This window comes from Thermococcus barophilus MP (genome assembly GCF_000151105.2).
Classification (GTDB): domain Archaea; phylum Methanobacteriota_B; class Thermococci; order Thermococcales; family Thermococcaceae; genus Thermococcus_B; species Thermococcus_B barophilus.
This window is the reverse complement of sequence record NC_014804.1, coordinates 1,849,476-1,865,810: the sequence shown is the minus strand read 5'-3', so window position 1 is coordinate 1,865,810 and position 16,335 is coordinate 1,849,476. Positions and strand designations below refer to the sequence as shown.

The 16,335-nt window shown below is 39.9% G+C and carries 25 protein-coding genes; 6 read left to right on the top strand and 19 right to left on the bottom strand.

What is annotated here, in order from left to right:
* Positions 1-169: 169 nt before the first annotated feature.
* The 15 genes from rfbD to vapB (TERMP_RS10280) all read right to left on the bottom strand — a co-directional run bounded on the left by rfbD (position 170) and on the right by vapB (TERMP_RS10280) (position 10,070).
* Positions 170-1,021, bottom strand: a complete 852-nt coding sequence (rfbD, locus tag TERMP_RS10345) for a dTDP-4-dehydrorhamnose reductase (protein WP_013468359.1) — start codon at positions 1,019-1,021, stop codon at positions 170-172.
* Entirely contained in the window at positions 1,018-1,506 is a 489-nt protein-coding gene (locus TERMP_RS10340) for a type II toxin-antitoxin system VapC family toxin (protein WP_013468358.1), read from the bottom strand. Before TERMP_RS10340 ends, rfbD begins: the two co-directional genes overlap by 4 nt.
* The gene (locus tag TERMP_RS10335) at positions 1,487-1,684 is read right to left on the bottom strand and encodes a hypothetical protein (protein ID WP_013468357.1); all 198 of its coding nucleotides are present in this window, start codon (positions 1,682-1,684) and stop codon (positions 1,487-1,489) included. Before TERMP_RS10335 ends, TERMP_RS10340 begins: the two co-directional genes overlap by 20 nt.
* Positions 1,685-1,762: 78 nt before the next feature.
* Entirely contained in the window at positions 1,763-2,143 is a 381-nt protein-coding gene (locus tag TERMP_RS10330; protein ID WP_013468356.1) for a type II toxin-antitoxin system VapC family toxin, read from the bottom strand.
* Positions 2,130-2,351, bottom strand: coding sequence for a type II toxin-antitoxin system VapB family antitoxin (gene vapB, locus TERMP_RS10325; protein WP_013468355.1), 222 nt, complete (start codon positions 2,349-2,351; stop codon positions 2,130-2,132). Before vapB (TERMP_RS10325) ends, TERMP_RS10330 begins: the two co-directional genes overlap by 14 nt.
* Positions 2,352-2,398: 47 nt before the next feature.
* Positions 2,399-2,956: a dTDP-4-dehydrorhamnose 3,5-epimerase gene (gene rfbC / locus TERMP_RS10320; RefSeq protein ID WP_013468354.1), complete on the bottom strand. Its 558-nt coding sequence runs from the start codon at positions 2,954-2,956 to the stop codon at positions 2,399-2,401.
* A gap of 10 nt (positions 2,957-2,966) precedes the next feature.
* Complete coding sequence (locus tag TERMP_RS10315; RefSeq protein WP_052296232.1) at positions 2,967-3,326, bottom strand: type II toxin-antitoxin system VapC family toxin; 360 nt, start codon at positions 3,324-3,326, stop codon at positions 2,967-2,969.
* Complete coding sequence (locus tag TERMP_RS10310; protein ID WP_013468352.1) at positions 3,262-3,462, bottom strand: hypothetical protein; 201 nt, start codon at positions 3,460-3,462, stop codon at positions 3,262-3,264. The genes TERMP_RS10315 and TERMP_RS10310 overlap by 65 nt, the downstream gene beginning before the upstream one ends.
* Complete coding sequence (locus TERMP_RS10305) at positions 3,443-3,634, bottom strand: hypothetical protein (RefSeq protein WP_013468351.1); 192 nt, start codon at positions 3,632-3,634, stop codon at positions 3,443-3,445. The genes TERMP_RS10310 and TERMP_RS10305 overlap by 20 nt, the downstream gene beginning before the upstream one ends.
* 46 nt (positions 3,635-3,680) lie before the next feature.
* Entirely contained in the window at positions 3,681-5,771 is a 2,091-nt protein-coding gene (rfbB, locus tag TERMP_RS10300; protein ID WP_013468350.1) for a dTDP-glucose 4,6-dehydratase, read from the bottom strand.
* 9 nt (positions 5,772-5,780) lie between these two features.
* A complete protein-coding gene (locus tag TERMP_RS10295) occupies positions 5,781-6,839 on the bottom strand; it encodes a glucose-1-phosphate thymidylyltransferase (RefSeq protein ID WP_013468349.1) in 1,059 nt (352 codons plus the stop codon).
* Between the two features lie 43 nt (positions 6,840-6,882).
* Positions 6,883-9,189 (bottom strand): STT3 domain-containing protein, encoded by a 2,307-nt coding sequence (locus TERMP_RS10290; protein ID WP_013468348.1) that lies wholly within the window; start codon positions 9,187-9,189, stop codon positions 6,883-6,885.
* A gap of 81 nt (positions 9,190-9,270) precedes the next feature.
* Positions 9,271-9,423 (bottom strand): hypothetical protein, encoded by a 153-nt coding sequence (locus TERMP_RS11620; RefSeq protein WP_013468347.1) that lies wholly within the window; start codon positions 9,421-9,423, stop codon positions 9,271-9,273.
* Between the two features lie 13 nt (positions 9,424-9,436).
* Positions 9,437-9,853, bottom strand: a complete 417-nt coding sequence (locus TERMP_RS10285) for a type II toxin-antitoxin system VapC family toxin (RefSeq protein WP_013468346.1) — start codon at positions 9,851-9,853, stop codon at positions 9,437-9,439.
* Positions 9,840-10,070, bottom strand: a complete 231-nt coding sequence (gene vapB, locus TERMP_RS10280; RefSeq protein WP_013468345.1) for a type II toxin-antitoxin system VapB family antitoxin — start codon at positions 10,068-10,070, stop codon at positions 9,840-9,842. The genes TERMP_RS10285 and vapB (TERMP_RS10280) overlap by 14 nt, the downstream gene beginning before the upstream one ends.
* A 254-nt stretch (positions 10,071-10,324) precedes the next feature.
* Here vapB (TERMP_RS10280) and TERMP_RS10275 point away from each other — a divergent pair, with 254 nt between their 5' ends.
* From TERMP_RS10275 to TERMP_RS10260, 4 genes are all read left to right on the top strand, one after another.
* Positions 10,325-11,386 (top strand): ATP-binding protein, encoded by a 1,062-nt coding sequence (locus TERMP_RS10275; protein ID WP_013468344.1) that lies wholly within the window; start codon positions 10,325-10,327, stop codon positions 11,384-11,386.
* Between the two features lie 278 nt (positions 11,387-11,664).
* The gene (locus TERMP_RS10270) at positions 11,665-12,120 is read left to right on the top strand and encodes a hypothetical protein (RefSeq protein WP_013468343.1); all 456 of its coding nucleotides are present in this window, start codon (positions 11,665-11,667) and stop codon (positions 12,118-12,120) included.
* A gap of 58 nt (positions 12,121-12,178) precedes the next feature.
* Positions 12,179-12,409 (top strand): hypothetical protein, encoded by a 231-nt coding sequence (locus tag TERMP_RS10265; RefSeq protein ID WP_013468342.1) that lies wholly within the window; start codon positions 12,179-12,181, stop codon positions 12,407-12,409.
* Entirely contained in the window at positions 12,406-12,597 is a 192-nt protein-coding gene (locus TERMP_RS10260) for a hypothetical protein (protein ID WP_148221092.1), read from the top strand. The genes TERMP_RS10265 and TERMP_RS10260 overlap by 4 nt, the downstream gene beginning before the upstream one ends.
* A gap of 134 nt (positions 12,598-12,731) precedes the next feature.
* On the opposite strand, the gene TERMP_RS10255 is transcribed toward TERMP_RS10260, so the two are convergent.
* Complete coding sequence (locus TERMP_RS10255) at positions 12,732-14,063, bottom strand: ATP-binding protein (RefSeq protein ID WP_013468340.1); 1,332 nt, start codon at positions 14,061-14,063, stop codon at positions 12,732-12,734.
* Between the two features lie 156 nt (positions 14,064-14,219).
* On the opposite strand from TERMP_RS10255, the gene TERMP_RS11785 reads away from it, so the two are divergent.
* Positions 14,220-14,354 carry a UPF0175 family protein gene (locus TERMP_RS11785; RefSeq protein ID WP_013468339.1) on the top strand — a complete coding sequence of 45 codons (135 nt, stop codon included), beginning with the start codon at positions 14,220-14,222 and terminating at the stop codon, positions 14,352-14,354.
* A gap of 11 nt (positions 14,355-14,365) precedes the next feature.
* Positions 14,366-14,683, top strand: coding sequence for a hypothetical protein (locus TERMP_RS10250; RefSeq protein WP_013468338.1), 318 nt, complete (start codon positions 14,366-14,368; stop codon positions 14,681-14,683).
* 2 nt (positions 14,684-14,685) lie between these two features.
* On the opposite strand, the gene TERMP_RS10245 is transcribed toward TERMP_RS10250, so the two are convergent.
* From TERMP_RS10245 to TERMP_RS10235, 3 genes are all read right to left on the bottom strand, one after another.
* On the bottom strand, positions 14,686-15,174 hold the full coding sequence (locus TERMP_RS10245) for a DUF3368 domain-containing protein (RefSeq protein ID WP_013468337.1): 489 nt from the start codon (positions 15,172-15,174) through the stop codon (positions 14,686-14,688).
* The gene (locus TERMP_RS10240) at positions 15,171-15,431 is read right to left on the bottom strand and encodes a UPF0175 family protein (protein ID WP_013468336.1); all 261 of its coding nucleotides are present in this window, start codon (positions 15,429-15,431) and stop codon (positions 15,171-15,173) included. Before TERMP_RS10240 ends, TERMP_RS10245 begins: the two co-directional genes overlap by 4 nt.
* A 155-nt stretch (positions 15,432-15,586) precedes the next feature.
* Complete coding sequence (locus TERMP_RS10235; protein WP_013468335.1) at positions 15,587-16,327, bottom strand: sulfite exporter TauE/SafE family protein; 741 nt, start codon at positions 16,325-16,327, stop codon at positions 15,587-15,589.
* Positions 16,328-16,335: the final 8 nt, after the last annotated feature.

Below are 16,335 nucleotides of genomic sequence, written 5' to 3'. Positions count from 1 at the left end.
TCAGGACTCAACAAAAATTAATTACAGTCCCGGCAAAGACAATTCCCGTCCTCTTTCAATCCTCTGCAGAGCTTGGCTTGCCTCGCCATGTATGAAGTGCGGCGCGAAGCGCCGAGATAAAGAAATAAAAACGGGGTTTAAGGGACGAAGCCCCTTTGTCCAAAGACATCTAGAGATATCCCTTCTCCTTTAAATACTCTCCCAAAGCTTCTCTCCAATGCCTCATTTTCAAACCAAGCTTTTCCAGTTTTTCATTCCTTAACGCCGAAAGCTGTGGTCTCTTTGCTAATCTTTTCAGCTCACTTGACTTTATAGGCTTCACCCCAACCTCCCAGCCTAAAATCTCAAATATCGCCCTCGTAAATTCATACCAGCTACAATATCCCTCATTCACCATGTGATAGACTCCAAACTCTGGCTTTAGCTCCAAGAACTTCTTCAATGTTCTGGCGACATCTTTAGTATAGGTGGGGCTCATAAACATATCCTTAACAACCCTGATATTCTCTCCCTTCTTGGCCTTTTGAATCATAAACTCAACGAAGTTTCCGCCTTTTCCGCTCGCTCCCGCCTTTCCATACAAACTCGCAACCCTGATGATATAATATCTCCCAGAATAGTTTTTAGTGAAAATTTCACCAGCATATTTGCTCAGCCCGTAAACATTTATTGGATTTGGAACATCCTCCTCGATGTAAGGCTTTCCTTTAGTTCCATCAAAAACGTAATCTGTGCTGATGTAAACATTAACGGCATCAATTTCGTTGGCTATTTTTGCAACGTTTAAAGCTCCAATTGCATTAACTTGAAATGCTTTTTCCGGGTAAAGCTCTGCATCATCAACCCTAACATAAGCTGCTGTATTAATTATCACATCGGGCTTAAGCTCCTTCAAAATCTTCAAGCTCCCAAAATCAGTAACATCTAAGTCTTTATGGGTCAAAGGGATTGCTTCTTCCCCAAAGACTTCAACCAAATCTGTCCCCAGTTGACCATTTGCTCCGATTACTGCAACCCTCATTTTGAGCCACCAGATTTGATAATTTCATTCAGCTTTTCTTTGCTTTCAATGAGAGTAATTCCTTCTTTCTCACATGCCTCTCTGAAGTCACTGTCAAATGATATCAAGTACTTGATCCCGTAAAACTTGCAGGTTGCTAGGATTATAGCATCATTGGGCAGAATACCGTAAATATCCATTAATGTTACTGCATCTTCTCCAATAAGCACATTATCTGGAAGATACAAAAACTTGCCGAGAACTGCATAAAGCGGACTTTTATCAACGTTTTTAACGAGTTCCGGTTTGTGCTTCAAAGTGTAGCTCTTCTCACCAGTTTTGTCCTTCACGTATCTTATTGAAACTTCAGTTAAAACAATTCCATTTATGAAAATCTCACCAATACTTTCTGCAATCTCTATTATTTCTCTCGCATTCTCATCCCCATAAAAATAGTTCAGTATAACATTGCTGTCAATGAAGAACCTAAACTTCCCACTCGTCATAAATATCAGCCTCAATATTCTCGACACTCTTCTTCTTTCCCCTTAAAATCCCAAATGTATTCTTAAAATCAGCCCTTGAGAGCCTTTTCATAATTAACTTTGCCTCCCTCTCAAGGATAGACTTAACAACATCCTCCATACCATCTGGAACGTTGAGAGTAATTACAACCTTACCCATACTCTCACCTCCACAAGTATTAACATCTGATGAGATAAAAAGTTTTATGAGTTTATGAGAGAGTTTCTCCACCATTTTTCAATTCCCCTCAACCACAAGATACCGCTGTTCCACGTATTCTGCTTTGATTCCAAGCTTTTTTGCAATTTTCCACTGTTTTTCATCACTTATTAAAAGACTGCCATATTTCTTTGCTTGTGCCAAATAGAGCGCATCATAAATTGAAATCTTCCCACCAATTGCTATCTTCACGGCATCCCCAAGGTAATCTTCAAATGGCTCAAAAATTACAACATCCTCTTTGAGCTTTTTCAAGACTTCAAGCATTATCCCAACTTCTTTGTTCGATATTGCCTTGTACAGCACATGATGCTTCCAGATGGCGTTTGAGACTTCAGTTTTCCAGTTCTCTTCTCTTAGGATATATTTAGCGAGAGAAGATGCATCAATTACTATCACGGTCCTCCCTCAAATACTTTCTCGCAGTCCCCTTTTCGGTTTTTGATAAGTTTGCAAGCATCATGTCAATTTCCTCCAAGGCCTTCTTTTTCCTGTATTCCCTAACTTTGGCTTCAATGAATTTCCTAATTTCCTCACTCCAATTAATGTCAACATCTTTCATCTTCTTCTTAAGCTCAGGAGGAATTCTAAAGCTGACAACTTCCATATACGACACCTGAATACACTATCGTATTACAAAATATTTTGAGTCACCTAAAACAGCTCATCTTTTTCAATTAACTCTTTTAAAGTTGGCCATCTTTTATCCTTCTCTGAAACTACTGGATTTTCAACTGGCCACTGAATGTTTACATCAGGATCATTCCAAATTAAGCCCCCTTCATAATCAGGCGCATAAACGTTGTCCACTTTATACACAACTTCAGCAACATCACTCAGCACAACAAACCCATGAGCAAAGCCCCTTGGAATGTAGAGCATGTACTTATTATACTCGGATAGAATAACTCCAACATATTTTCCAAAAGTTGGGGAGTTCTTCCTTAAATCGACGGCTACATCATAGATAACTCCTCGTATACATCTCACTATCTTTGCTTGGGCATAGGGCTCTTTCTGAAAGTGCAATCCTCTAAGAACTCCATATTTAGACTTTGAATGATTATCCTGAACAAACTCTCCTTTTATTCCAGCTTTTTCAAAGTCAGGCTTTTTGTAGGTCTCCATGAAAAAGCCTCTCTCATCCTCAAAGACCTTGGGCTTTATCAAAATCACATCTGGGATTTCCAACCTTTTGAACTCGAAAGGCATTGCTACCACCTTACCCTTTAAAAAGTCTTAAACCAAACTTTTCTAAACGTTCAAAGTGCTTTATGTTTCTAGTCCACAAAGTATAACCTTTGGCGATTGCAGTAGCGGCAATCAAAAGATCAGCATCTTCAATCAGCTCGCCATTACGCTTCAAGGCTCGGTATAACTTACAGTAAGTTAAAACAACAAGATCATCAATCTCTTCTATTTTAAACAGCTTCCGCAGCTCCCTGAGAAACGCTTTACGCCTTTCTTCGCCCTCTAAATGTGTCCTCTTTTTGAAGTGGTCAATTAAAACTGAGGTGTCAATGAGAAGAACTTCTGAACTTGAACTTTTTCCTGAAGTCCTCGACTTCTTTTTCGATTTCATCCAGATCCACCTCATCGAGAAGTTTGTTCAGCCTCTCTGCGGCTTTAACAGCTTCAATGTACTCCTTTATCTTTTTACCAACTTTTCTCTTTTTTACATTGTCAGGAACGATAATTTCAACTTTCAGATTCTTCATTCCCTTCCACCAGCTCAATGCTTATCTTCACTTTTTCAAGCTCCTTCTCGCTTAACCCCTCTTCTTTCAGGTATCTTAAAATAATGCGTTTAAGACTTTCCCTAATTTCCTCAATATTCACATCGTCAGGAAGCTCAAACTCAAATTCAATCTTTTTGTACTTAGTCTCCATACCATTACCCCTTACATTTGTTTGGCTAAGATTAGATAAAACTTTCCTACCACCTCAGCTTCCACGGCGTTGGATGGAGGACTTTTTCATCAACTAAAGGTCTCCACCACCATTCATTGCTCAGATACCACTCAACTGTCTTTTTGATTCCCTCCTTGAAGTTGTGCTTCGGCTTCCAGCCAAGTTGTTCCCTAATCTTAGTTGAGTCAAGGCTGTACCTTAAATCATGCCCTGGCCTGTCCTCGACGAACTCTATCAAGTCCTCATCCTTACCCATGAGCTTTAATATAGTCTTCACGACTTCAAGGTTGGTCTTCTCTTCTCCAGCTGAGATATTGTAAACTTCTCTCTTCTCACCTTTCTCCAAAACAAGCTCAACCGCCTCACAGTGATCTGTAACATATAACCAGTCCCTAACATTTTGACCAGTTCCATAAATTGGTATCTTCAAACCCATACTTGCTCTGATTATTGTTTTTGGAATGAGCTTTTCAGGGAACTGATAAGGGCCGTAGTTGTTGGTACACCTTGTTATCGAAGCATTCAGGTTGTAAGTTCTCGCGTAGCCTAAAACCAGCATATCTCCAGCGGCTTTGCTTGCTGAATATGGAGAGGAGGGCATTAGCCTATCTTCCTCAGTGAAGGAACCTTCAATTATATCTCCGTATACCTCATCTGTGCCCACGTGAACCAAGCGAACTTCCGGATTGTACTTCCTAATCGCCTCCAGAATAGTGTAAACACCCAGAACATTGCTCTCAATAAATGCATAAGGGTTTGAAATGCTTCTATCCACATGAGTGTTGTGGGCCACTATATTGCCAACACCGGCGATGAAATTATGAGACTTCTCAACTTCTAAGTCATATACATAACCCTCGTACTCAACCTCAATTAATTCTCTCTTTCCAGTGGATACATTATAAAACAGCCTTGTTCTAATCGTGTAGGAGGTGTAGTTCCCTCTTCTTGGTTTACTTATATAGTAGGTGTAGTCAATACCCATCAACGCCAAGAGCAAACCCAAACCTGCCGCTAATCTTCTTGAGACAGTTGTGTATTCAGCTGTTTTGTCCCTTGACCACTTTCTGTATGTTCCGTCTCCCTTCAATAGCGTTTCCCAGAACATAATCTGGTATTTCCTATCTAACCCATAAACAAAATCTGGAAGTCTTTTTTCCGGAGCATTCTTGCCACATAGGTCTGTACACATTTGATAAAATTCTTTGCTCTTTAGTTCCAACTGATAAACACTATCCTTTCGTTTTGTAATGGAATATGAGCCATTCGAAATTAGCATATAATCTTCAGCCAATAGTTCCAGCCAGTCTCTGTCTCTGTTGTTTATAACTACGGAATATGACCCATTTGCCTTGTTGTAAGTTGCGTTTCCCTCTGAAATATAAGCAGCGAGCAGTCTTAGGAGTGCCTCTAGTTTCTTCCCAGTGTACACTTTGTCAAGAGTTACTCTTAAGTGTCCATTTCTCTCAGCACGAGTTGAGATAGGGCTCTTGAACTTATGTTCGTGGGGATAATAGTTTATCCTCCTAATTGCCAAAAGCTCAGGATTTGATTCTGCACTAACAAGATTCCCAAACACATCATACACAGAGTGATTTGGAGTAACATAAATTTCTCCCCATTTTTGACGTAAGCAAATAAGCTTTCCTTTATAGTAATGTCGGATAATCTTCTTCAGGGGAAACCATGCCCCATAACCGTTATAAAATGACAACACCTTGATATTTTTTCCTGAAACATCAATTATCTCATGTTTCCCATCTCTTATTACTTTGTTAGTCTTGCTAAGCTCTTCAAATAACTCTCCAAAAGTAACAAGTCTAATTCTACCATGCCTATGAATTGCCACAAACTCATTTTCCGCAACACTCTCTGCAGCGAAGTTCACGACAGCGTCAACCTTCTTTATAATCCCCTTAACAAGCTCAAAATCGTTTATATCCCCTTTAACAAAAGTGTACCGTGGATCATTTTCGATATCTTTCAAATTTGCCAGCTTTGAACCATAGCCAAGCTTGTCTAAATTTATCACTTCCCAGTCTTTGTGCTTCTCTAAGATATAGCGTATGAAATTGCTCCCTATGAAGCCAGCGCCTCCTGTGACTAATACTCTCATGCTTTCACCTCAAAGCGTCAGTTGTGAATTGTCTCCAATTATCAATCTTCTTCCAATTGGATGATTATTCTGCTCTAAAATCTTCACATTTCTCCCGATTAAGCTTTCAACTATTCTACCACCGCATCTGATCTCGCTCCCCTCTAAAATTACTGAATCTTCAATTTCTGTGTTCTCGATAATACAGTTGTTTCCAATGCTCGTGTAAGGTCCAATGTAGGCATTTTTAATCTTACAGTTCTTTCCAATTATCGCTGGGCCCTTAATTACGGTATTCTCATCAATCTCAGTCCCTTCCTCAATAACTACCCTCCCAATGATCTTTGCCCTTGTTTTTATCCTTATGTCCCTCTCAATGTCATCCAAAATCAATCTGTTTGCGTCCAAAATGTCCTCGGGCTTTCCTGTATCCTTCCACCAGCCAGTGACCTTTGTCCAGCCAACTTTATAGCCGTGATCAATTAGCCACTGTATAGCATCTGTAATTTCAAGCTCTCCACGCCAAGATGGCTTTAAATGCTTCACTGCTTCATGAATTACCGGCTTGAAGAAATATATTCCCACTAATGCCAGATTGCTTGGAGGAACTTTTGGCTTTTCAACCAAGCGTTTTATTGTCTTTCCGTCTTCGCTAAGCTCAGCCACACCAAACTGCTGAGGATTTGGAACTTCACACAATAAAATGCTTGCATCGAAGTTCCCTTTTTTGAAGTGCTCCAAATGCCTTACAATACCTTCCCTGAGTATGTTATCGCCAAGATACATCACAAAATCATCATCACCAAGATAATCCTTCGCGACTTTTATTGCGTGAGCCAATCCAAGGGGATCTCCTTGATAAATGAATTCAATGTTAGCATCCCAGTCAACACTCATAACAGTCTTCTTAACCTGCTCAGCGTTTGGCCCAACGATAATTCCAATGTCATGGATTCCTGCCTCAATAACGTCTTCAATAGCGTAAAACAGAACAGGCTTGTTTGCAACTGGAATAAGCTGCTTCTGCTGGGAGTACGTTAAAGGCCTAAGCCTTGTCCCATGACCACCCGAAAGTATTAACGCCTTCATCTCCAATTCACCGTATTATATTTTTAACAAAACATTAAAAACTTCACCTTTTCCTAAACACTCCTCTATCAACAATCTTCTTTCCTTCAGCATAAGCATACCTTATCACAGTTCCATTAACCTGATCCTTCGGAAGTATAAACTCGTTCTTGCCCTTCACTGGATACCATCTCTTAAACACCAAAGTTCCGTTCTCCAAATATCCAAACACACCTAAACCTGTCCCAGTAGCATTTTCAAACTTGAATATTATCTCTTTTTCTGTCTGCTCAACTGCAACATTGGGATGTTTAAACTTGAATATCTTGATGTAGCCGCCATCAGAGTAAACAAGCTGATAATCTTTTGAATATTCATCCGTGAACATTAGCCTGGCTAAAGTAGTGTTAAAGGTTTTCTCACTCATCAAAACAGCATAGCCGTAGTTCAAATTCAAATAAACATAGGCATCAGCAGTATTTTTTGCCGTGATATTGAGCCTTGTAATGCTGTTTTTATACTCCACGAAAGCCTCTTTAGGAGAAAACACTGCAGTTCCAGTGTTAATTAATATACTCCATTCTTTTCCGGGTCTTGCTGTTATGGTATACTGCCCTTGCTGGAATATCAACGCTCCCACTTTCGAAACCAATGGTAAAATCATAAGGAAATAACCTTCTCTCGAAATGTTTGCTGTATCCAAAATTGCCCCAAACTTAAGGGCAGTGTCATAGGAGACAATGACATAATCAACTCCACGGGCCATCAGCTGGTTGTTATTAACTTTTCCCAGATAATACAAAGCAACCCATCTGCTTGGTCCCCCCTGAACAATAGGAGACCTTCTTGCATAATAAGTCACCCAGTGGCCATAATCCCACCAAGCTAAGACAACGTCATTTTCATTGGAGTTGTCCTTCAGCCAGGTTAAAGCCTGAACCCAGCGATCATTTATTATTGGCCTTTCTGCGTAAACTCTCTCAAATCCCAGACCGGCACTTATTATAGGCACTACAACAAGCAAAGACACTGAAAGGGCTAAGGCCTTTTTAGACTCCAATTTCGGCTTTAAGAAATCATGGAGACAAATTAAGCCAACTCCAGCCATAGCCGCTACAGCAAAAGACCCTATGAACAAAAAGCGAGTCCAAGTGTAGAGCATATAGAGGCTCGGAGCAATGACGCCCAAAAGGACAAAATCGGAGAGCTTAACTTTCTTTGGAACAAAGCGGAGGACAAACAACGGACACAAAAACACCAAAATATTATAAGCTGCCCAAAGGTCGCTGAATGTTGAAGGCTGGGTTTCAAGAATAGGCGCTTCTCTAAAGATTCCAAATCCAGAGGAGAGCTCTTTAAGCGCATCAAACCTCATGAAGAGCACAAAAACTCCGAGGATTGAAAGTATGAGCACTATTAAAGCTCTCTGCTTTTTCTCATTTACAATTCTTGAGAGCAAAAACAATGCAAAAATTCCAGCGAGAGCTAAGGGAACCAGATATTTAAGATGAACTGCAAGATAAACATCTTTAATTGCTCCCAGCTCTATTCCAAGTTTTTCTGCAGTCTTTTTAGCCAGCCATCTGTTACCTCCAAGCATTCCATATCCAAAGTATTCACCTAGATAGTTAGCCAAAAAAGCCCCAAAGGCTGTTGAAAGAGTCAAAACTGCAGAATCAACCAAATATTTGTCCTTTTCCAAAATAAAAGCACCAAAAGCTAAAAGGACAGCATTTCCAAGCAGGAATATAAAAATCGGATAATACGCCTGCCAGAATATTGCAGCCAAGCCACTTGCAAACGCTGGAATCAAATAAAAAGCAAATCTCTTGTACCTCCAAGCTCTCCGAGTTTTTTTCAGAGCTAAAGAAACTCCAAATAGAGCAACTGAATACCAGAAGAGCATGTAGTTGTCTCCCCTGTAGTAGTTTGCCATTGACCTGAAAACGTGTCCAAACATTACGGAAAGAAAAAGTGCCGAAAAGAAAGCCTCTCTTTTTCCATAGAAGTTGAGCATAGCCAGGTAGAAGAAAATGATTGTCAGAACTCCAAAAATTACTGGGGTTATTCTGAACGCATCGTAAAGAGAAACTCCAAAAATCTTCAAAATTTTATAAACATCAGCAGGAACCATCCATAGTCCCAACGGATGAAAGTTTTTAACCTGAACCCCCCAAGGCCCGCCTGCAATTGTCAAAAAATTTAACCAATACCCAGCTTTCAAGCTCTCCTCAATGTAAGCCAAATGAAAGTAGGGATCATATCCAAACAGATACTTATACCTTAATGGGATCAATCTAAATACTGCAGCAATCAAAGTTACCAACGGCAGTGCAACTTTTGGCTCAAATACCTTATCGAGCTTTTTCATAAAGTACCACCTTGAGATTATCGGTGTAATACCAATTGCTGTTTTAAATAAGCAACTCACACCCTAAAAATGTTATCCTAATTAAATGATCCAAACAGTCAAAGCTAAATTAAACACTCCATACTCTGCAGTCGAAAAATACCTCGCTATCACTGCCCTGCTCAAAAAGCCAAAGAACATCGAAATAACAGTTCCAGCAAAAACTATTCCCGCACCCCTTGCAATCTTCTGCAAAGCTTCATGGGCGTTATTTTATGTACACTACCTCCATTCCAATTTCTCTCGCCACATCCCTTTGTCTTTTATCGCTCGTAATCAGTTCAGCTTTTAAATTTTTAGCTTGTGCTAAAAACAAGCTATCATAAATGGAAATGTCATATTCTATAGCAATTTTCAAAGCTTCTTGCAAATATTTTTCACTTGGCTCTAATATTATTACCTCCTCCCCTATGAGCTTCCTTATCTGCTTGTAAAGTCCTATAGCTTGTTCTCTCGTTATTAGCCTGTACTTTTTCATGTATTTCCATATCACATTTGTTGTCTCGATAATCAGCATATCTACGGCATGTGGTTCTAAGCCGGGGTCTAAGTAAGGGATCACCTTTTCCCAGCCTTCTTCCTTTAATAAAAACTTTGAAAAAGCTGAGGAATCAATGACTATCACGATCCTCCCTCACTAACTTTTGTGCTGTTCCCTTTGGTGCCTCGGGCAAGGTTTGGATGTAAGCTATAACCTCCTGGAGGGCTTTTCTCTTTTTGTATTCTTTAATCCTCTTTTTTATGAATTCCCTAATTTCCTCACTCCAGTTAACTTCACCCTTTAACTTATCCATTTCGTGCTTAATTTCTGGCGGAACACGAATACTAATAACATTTCCCATGTAATTCACCTGCAGATATATTTGTAATACATGTATATAAGCATTTTGTATACTCACATTCCTGTTCTCAAAATTGGAATCCCATCCACAACATTTAAGAACCATATCCCTGCCGCCGATACTAAGTGAATAATTCAGTATGTGAATATAGTGCGCTTCATTGACAGAGATATTGAGATGGAAATCTTCTTGAGTTCTTAGGAGAGAAAGATCTTTACTTCTTCGTTAATAGAGGTAAGACTTCTGAATCCCTTTTGAGAGAGTACGAAGAAATTCTGAGGAAAAAAGGAGTTATAACAAAGTATGAGCGTATATCAAGCTGGGACGAGTTTTTTGAAGTGCTTTTCGAGAGATTTAACGGCGCTGTCGTCTTCGATGAATTTCAGGACTTTCAGAGGGTTGAACCATCAATCTTCTCAACCCTTCAAAAGTTCATAGATATCTATGAGAACAGGAAAAATCTCATGCTGATCTTCACCGGCTCAACAGTTGGAATGATTGAAAAGCTCTTCAGGGATTCAAAGGAGCCGCTCTACGGAAGGATAAAGCGTGAACTTCACGTGAAGGAGCTTGGAATTAAAGCCAGCTACGAAATGTCAAGGGAACTTGGAATAGATGACATAGATGACTTTATGAAGCTTTATGCAGTTTTTGGCGGCTTTCCCAGGTACTACGTGGCCATTGAAGATGAGAGGCTCGAAGGAAAGAGCGCAGAGGAAATAATTAGAGCTCTTTTCTTCTCTCCCTCGGCACCATTAGAAGAGGAAGTGCCAAGGATACTCTCCCTTGAGTTTGGAAGGCGTTCTGGGGTGTATTACGATATGATAGCTGGTTACATGAATCGAGAAGAGACATCACTAACGAGACAGATAAAGGAACTGGTTGATTACTTCAAGCTGCTCTCCTATGACAAGGCAATTCTCGGAAAGGAAAGGGTGCTTTACATAAGACATCCACTGCTCAACTTCTGGTTCCGGTTCATCCATCCGAGGCTGAGTGAGTATGAAGCAATGCGTGAGGATCTTGGGAAAGAGGTAATCTCCATGCTGCCCGACTACACTGGAAAGAGGTTCGATTTCATCTGCAGAGAACTGCTCTGGATTCTAAATGCTAGGGAAGAGCTGCCCTTCAAATTCACTGAGATAGGGCGGCACTGGGGCTACTACAGAGAAAATGGGCAGCGAAAAGTCTATGAAATAGATGTAGTTGCCCTCAGCCAAGACAAGAAAAAAGCCTTATTTGGCGAGTGCAAGTGGAGAAACAAGCCCATAAACGGTGAAAAACTTCTCGAAGAGCTAAAGAGAAAGTCGAGCTGAGCAATTGGAAAGGAGAAAGCCACTACCTCCTAATATGCAGGAAGGCTAAGAACGTGCCTGATGAGTTGGTAGTGCTGGATGGAAATGCAATACTCCAAATTTTTGAGGAATAATTAGCTGTTTTTAAAATCAGCCTTCAAAAGAAAAAATGCACCCGCTCATCTCGTGCACCTAAGGAAATATAATACACAAAGCTTGAAAAATTTGTGCAGTTTAGTGCATATTTTTGAGCCATAATTATTAAAGAACCTCGTTAAAAGAATTAGGGGTGTTGTTTGATGGGAATGTTTGACTACGTTCATATATACGTTAAATGCCCCGTATGCGGGCATAAACTGAAAACTTTCCAAACAAAATCGCTGGAAAACATGCTGGAGCACTATAAAGTTGGGGATACTGTTAATGCCGATAGAATTCACGCGTATACATCATGCCCCTTTTGTCATAGCTTCATAGATATTGAAATAAAAGTTGAAAATGGTAAAATAACCGACGGATATGACGTTATTTCAGTTAAACGAAGCTGGATTGTAGAGATACTGAAGAAAATTGGGAAGAGAGTTACCTTAACGCTTTATGTAGGCACATCAAGTGGCTGGAAAAATGTTATCAGCTTGGATTTAAACAACCACGAAGCCATTGCAGTATACAACGTTCTAAAAAAATCTTTTCCCAGATCTCCATACTATAGGAAGAGAAATGTTCCTGCTGTCAAAGGATTCCAGGCTATATAAAATATCTCTTGAAGAGTCCGAAAGCGGAGAATCCGATTTAACGTGTGCCTCCTGCGGAATGCCGCTGGCCAAAGAAGATCTGAAAGTTGGGAGGAGTATACTAAGCAGAGAAAGCTACTACGAGTTTACCTGTCCCTTTTGTGGGGCTTTCCAAAAAGCAGAGCTCAAGGAGCCGATTAACCTCAAAATTAAATTCCCAATGAAGCGGGGCATGAAGCGGCTTTTAGAATCTGACACAGTGCAGCTCATATTTTACAGAGAGGGTGGAAAGGAATTAGAGCCTTTATGAGCATGAAGACCTCAGGCAGAAAAACACCAAAGATTTATGGGTTTATAAGACAACTCATCAAACTCAGAGGAGACATCATAAAGGAATCAAGAATTGGGAATTTGCCGTTATGGATGATTTTCTGGAGAAGGGAAGACGATCACATGTTTTTCATCGCTATACGCAAGAAGTCCAAACCTGAAGGATGAGGTTTCCTTTTACCATAACTGTCCAGTTATGTGGGTATTTGCATTACCAACTCTTTAAAAATATCTTGGTAATAACATTACCAAGAATACACAATCAAATAAATCTCTGCTTCATTTTATCCAAAACTTTGCCCTTAATGTCTTCCCAGCAGCAAAAACTTCCACAATGGGATGTATCTTATGCGTTTTTCCTTAATTTCCTCTAACCCCTCATAGGCTGATGTTACTATCGTCCCCTCCTTCAGCGAAAACTCTTCCATTGCTTCGACCAAACCCTTAACTTCCCTCTTCTTACTCTCACTTAAATCCCAGCTCACCTGAATTGCCTTTGTTACTTCTAAGCCCTCCTTAATTAAAAAATCAACTTCTCTATTTCCTTTATAATAAAACACATTCTCTTTTCCAAATTTTTTTATTAAATGCAGTGCCACAATATTCCCAGCCAACCGTCCGATATTCTTAGAAAACCTGAGTGCTACAGCATTTATTATACCAGTGTCAACCACATAAAGTTTCCTCGGGTGCCGTTTAATATCACTAACCTTATATGAAAGCGGTGGGATTCTAAAGATCAAATAGCTCTCCTCTAATGCATTTAAGACTTCTATCACAAAATTTGGAGAAACTTTCCTCTTTACAATCCCAGCAACTTCATTCCTAAGAGAACTCCCACTTACAAGCGAAGCGAACCTGTTCACTGCCAATTCCGCAATCAGCTTCACAGTATTCAACTCTTTAAATCCATAACGAAAAGCGACATCCCTGATGACTATTCCCTCAAAAAGTTCTTTCAAAATTTCCCTTTTCAAATATTCATCCTCGACCATCACAACTTGCGGGAAACCCCCAAATTCCATATACTCAGCCAAAAGACGCTCAATTTTTATTTTATTTGCAACGATTTCTGCAAAGCTTCTCAAATTTAACCCCCTAAAACTCAAAAACTCTCTAAAGGTTAAAGGGAAAACTTCCAAAGTTAAGCTCCTCCCTGTCAAGACTCCAGAAACTTCAGTTTTAAGCAAAGAAGACGTTGAGCCAGTTACAATTACTTTAGCATTCTCCTTTTCAGCTATGCTCCTGACCCATCGTTCCCAGTTTGGAAGGTTTTGCACCTCATCTAAAACTATGAGGGAAAAATCTTCATCATTGATATAGACTTTGTAAATCTTATAAATTTCATCAAGGAGCTCCAAGCTGAGGTATGCATGGAACTTGGGATCTTCGAGGTTCACATACAGGGTTTGTTTGGGATTCAACCCTTGTGATATTTTCCTTTTTAAAAACTGTCTCGCCAAAAATGTCTTTCCAGCTCTCCTTGGACCTATAATTGCTATTATAAAATTCCCAGCCCTACAAAAAGTTTCAATCTTTTCCAGATATTCTTCTCTTTCAATACCAGTTTCCTGAGGTTTCCCCCAAAAATTATAAGGGACTAATGCCTCCAATATCTCTTCATCCCTCAGCATTTTATACTCCCAATAATATAAATTACCGCACTTTTTATATTTTTCGAAATACATGTTGGGACACATAAGCAGGAGATAGAAGCAAAAATAAAACGAGGTCTAATGAGTGAAGCACCTTATATTATTCCAACTCACTACTGCAACTTTAATTAATGCTTGGGTAAAGCGGCAGAACTTTTAGGAATAACCCGAGAGGAGCTAATCGAAGAGTTTCATAAAAGAGGCATTCCTATTAGAAAATTGAGCAAGGAAGATGTCATAGCAGATGTGGAGGCACTGAATTATTTGTAATTGACAATGCAGTGCTATCGAACTTTGCTAAAGTCGGAAAGCTTGAACTACTAAAAGACATTTTGAGAGACTCCATAATCACAAAGCAAATCTTAGAAGAATTCAACCTTGGAATTGAAAGAGGTATTTTGGCGTTAAGTGTTAAAACTGGCGTTCTAACACCGGGAGAGGCAGATCAAATTCTAAGAACGATGATTAAAAGTGTCTTCTACTCTCCAATAGAGAGTTTAGAGGGAGTTTTGAAAGGTAACACTCCCCAACCCAGGATAGACTTTTATGGTCTTTACACAATAGAAGTGTATGAAAAGAAAATCAGACATGATATATAATCTCAAGCAGAACCGCACATTCTTCTCAGCTCTTCAATAACTTTATCACTAAAGCGAACGCCTTTAGTTCGCAGTTCATTTATTAGTAAATCTAAGTCCTCTCCAATAATGCCCCTCTTCTTTGCAATAAAGAGGATGGCCAAACTTCCAACAACGGTTAAGCCAAGAGACTTGGCGATAATCCTTGGAATTTTCTCATCCAAAATAATTAAGTTAGCGTTGAGCTCTTTAGCCAAAACTATAGCCTCAGCTTCTCCAATCTCAATCTCTTTCCTTAAAATTTCAACACTTAATTTGTCCTCTACTTCAATAACCTTAATCCAATTTGCGTTTTTAACCTCATCAGAACCAGGCTTTCCTTTTCCTCTCTCGACAACTTCAATCCAAACGGCTCTTGGGATTGTTATCTGTCCAAAGAGTTCCATTAAAACATTTAATTTCCCAATCTTAGCTAATGCTATTAACGGCCCGGAATCTGAAACTACTATCATAGCAACCTCTCCAGAGTCTCGACATCTTCTTTTAAGTCTTCTTCATCATACTGGAGGGGTATGCCTTTTGACGCTAGAATCTCCATCATCTCCCACTTCGTCACTCTGGCAATCTCCGCCGCCTTACCTAAGCTGATTTTTCCCTCACGATAGAGCTCAATTGCCAGATAAAGCCTCACGACTTTTGGAAGATCTTTTTCACTAACCCTTAAAATCCTCGCCAAATCTTGAGGAACAGAGACAAAAACCTCACTCATAATATCTCACCATGAGAATAGTAACTATAAGGAAACATAAAAAGATTATTGTTTAGAGGACCGTTTTATTGCACGACACATAAGCACGAGATAGAAGCAAAATAAAACGGGGGGTCTAAACGGACGAAAGCCCCTGACTCGTAATCAAAAACAGCTCAAATCACCCTCTGAAAGAGTGTCAAGAGGCCAATAACCAAAATTATCACGTTAATAACCCTCTTCAGCTTATCTCTATCCACCTTTCTGTTCACATGGGTTCCAAGATACACACCCGGTAAGGTTCCAGCAATCAGGAGCAAAGCCAAATGATAATTCGTACTGCCCAAAAAAGCATAGTTCAAAGCACTGAGAAACGACAGGGGCAAACCATAAAATATCGTGACACCAACAACTTCCCTCGGACTCAGCTTGGCTAAATTCATCAATGCAAAGCTCACTATGACTCCAGCGCCAACCGAAGTGAACTGAACGGTTAAACCAACAATGAATCCCAAAAGATACAGATATTCCCTCCTCGGTCTTATTGGAACGTGGAATTCTCCCTTAACTAAGCTGAAGAATGAGCTGACGACAAGAATCACGCCAAGCAACAAAGTCAGGTAATTATTAAGCGTGCTCTTGTCAATGACCCTAAGCAGAACAGAGCCAAGCAGAATTGCAGGCAAGCTACCAGCAAAGAGCCTCAAAGCCAGATCAAACCTAATACTCCCCTTCCTATGATGGAAGAACACACCAAAAATCCTCGTAACAGTTGCATACAGTAAATCGGTGCCAACAGCCATTAAAGGTTCAATTCCCAAGAAAATAAGCGAGGGGGTCATCAAAGCTCCCCCACCAATGCCAGTCAGCCCAACTAAAAAGCCAACGAGAAAGCCGAGAAAAATAAAGGAGAACATAAAACTCA

Coding starts and splice junctions, on each gene's coding strand:
- TERMP_RS10270 (WP_013468343.1), top strand. CDS start 11,665: ATGGGAATGTTTGACTACGTTCATATATACGTTAAATGCCCCGTATGC.
- TERMP_RS10340 (WP_013468358.1), bottom strand. CDS start 1,506: ATGACGAGTGGGAAGTTTAGGTTCTTCATTGACAGCAATGTTATACTG.
- TERMP_RS10310 (WP_013468352.1), bottom strand. CDS start 3,462: ATGAAGAATCTGAAAGTTGAAATTATCGTTCCTGACAATGTAAAAAAG.
- TERMP_RS10295 (WP_013468349.1), bottom strand. CDS start 6,839: ATGAAGGCGTTAATACTTTCGGGTGGTCATGGGACAAGGCTTAGGCCT.
- TERMP_RS10290 (WP_013468348.1), bottom strand. CDS start 9,189: ATGAAAAAGCTCGATAAGGTATTTGAGCCAAAAGTTGCACTGCCGTTG.
- rfbD (WP_013468359.1), bottom strand. CDS start 1,021: ATGAGGGTTGCAGTAATCGGAGCAAATGGTCAACTGGGGACAGATTTG.
- TERMP_RS10245 (WP_013468337.1), bottom strand. CDS start 15,174: ATGATAGTAGTTTCAGATTCCGGGCCGTTAATAGCATTAGCTAAGATT.
- rfbB (WP_013468350.1), bottom strand. CDS start 5,771: ATGAGAGTATTAGTCACAGGAGGCGCTGGCTTCATAGGGAGCAATTTC.
- TERMP_RS10265 (WP_013468342.1), top strand. CDS start 12,179: ATGCCGCTGGCCAAAGAAGATCTGAAAGTTGGGAGGAGTATACTAAGC.
- rfbC (WP_013468354.1), bottom strand. CDS start 2,956: ATGCCTTTCGAGTTCAAAAGGTTGGAAATCCCAGATGTGATTTTGATA.
- TERMP_RS10335 (WP_013468357.1), bottom strand. CDS start 1,684: ATGGGTAAGGTTGTAATTACTCTCAACGTTCCAGATGGTATGGAGGAT.
- TERMP_RS10240 (WP_013468336.1), bottom strand. CDS start 15,431: ATGAGTGAGGTTTTTGTCTCTGTTCCTCAAGATTTGGCGAGGATTTTA.
- TERMP_RS10255 (WP_013468340.1), bottom strand. CDS start 14,063: ATGCTGAGGGATGAAGAGATATTGGAGGCATTAGTCCCTTATAATTTT.
- TERMP_RS10260 (WP_148221092.1), top strand. CDS start 12,406: ATGAGCATGAAGACCTCAGGCAGAAAAACACCAAAGATTTATGGGTTT.
- vapB (WP_013468355.1), bottom strand. CDS start 2,351: ATGGAAGTTGTCAGCTTTAGAATTCCTCCTGAGCTTAAGAAGAAGATG.
- TERMP_RS10315 (WP_052296232.1), bottom strand. CDS start 3,326: ATGAAATCGAAAAAGAAGTCGAGGACTTCAGGAAAAAGTTCAAGTTCA.
- vapB (WP_013468345.1), bottom strand. CDS start 10,070: ATGGGAAATGTTATTAGTATTCGTGTTCCGCCAGAAATTAAGCACGAA.
- TERMP_RS10305 (WP_013468351.1), bottom strand. CDS start 3,634: ATGGAGACTAAGTACAAAAAGATTGAATTTGAGTTTGAGCTTCCTGAC.
- TERMP_RS10235 (WP_013468335.1), bottom strand. CDS start 16,327: ATGTTCTCCTTTATTTTTCTCGGCTTTCTCGTTGGCTTTTTAGTTGGG.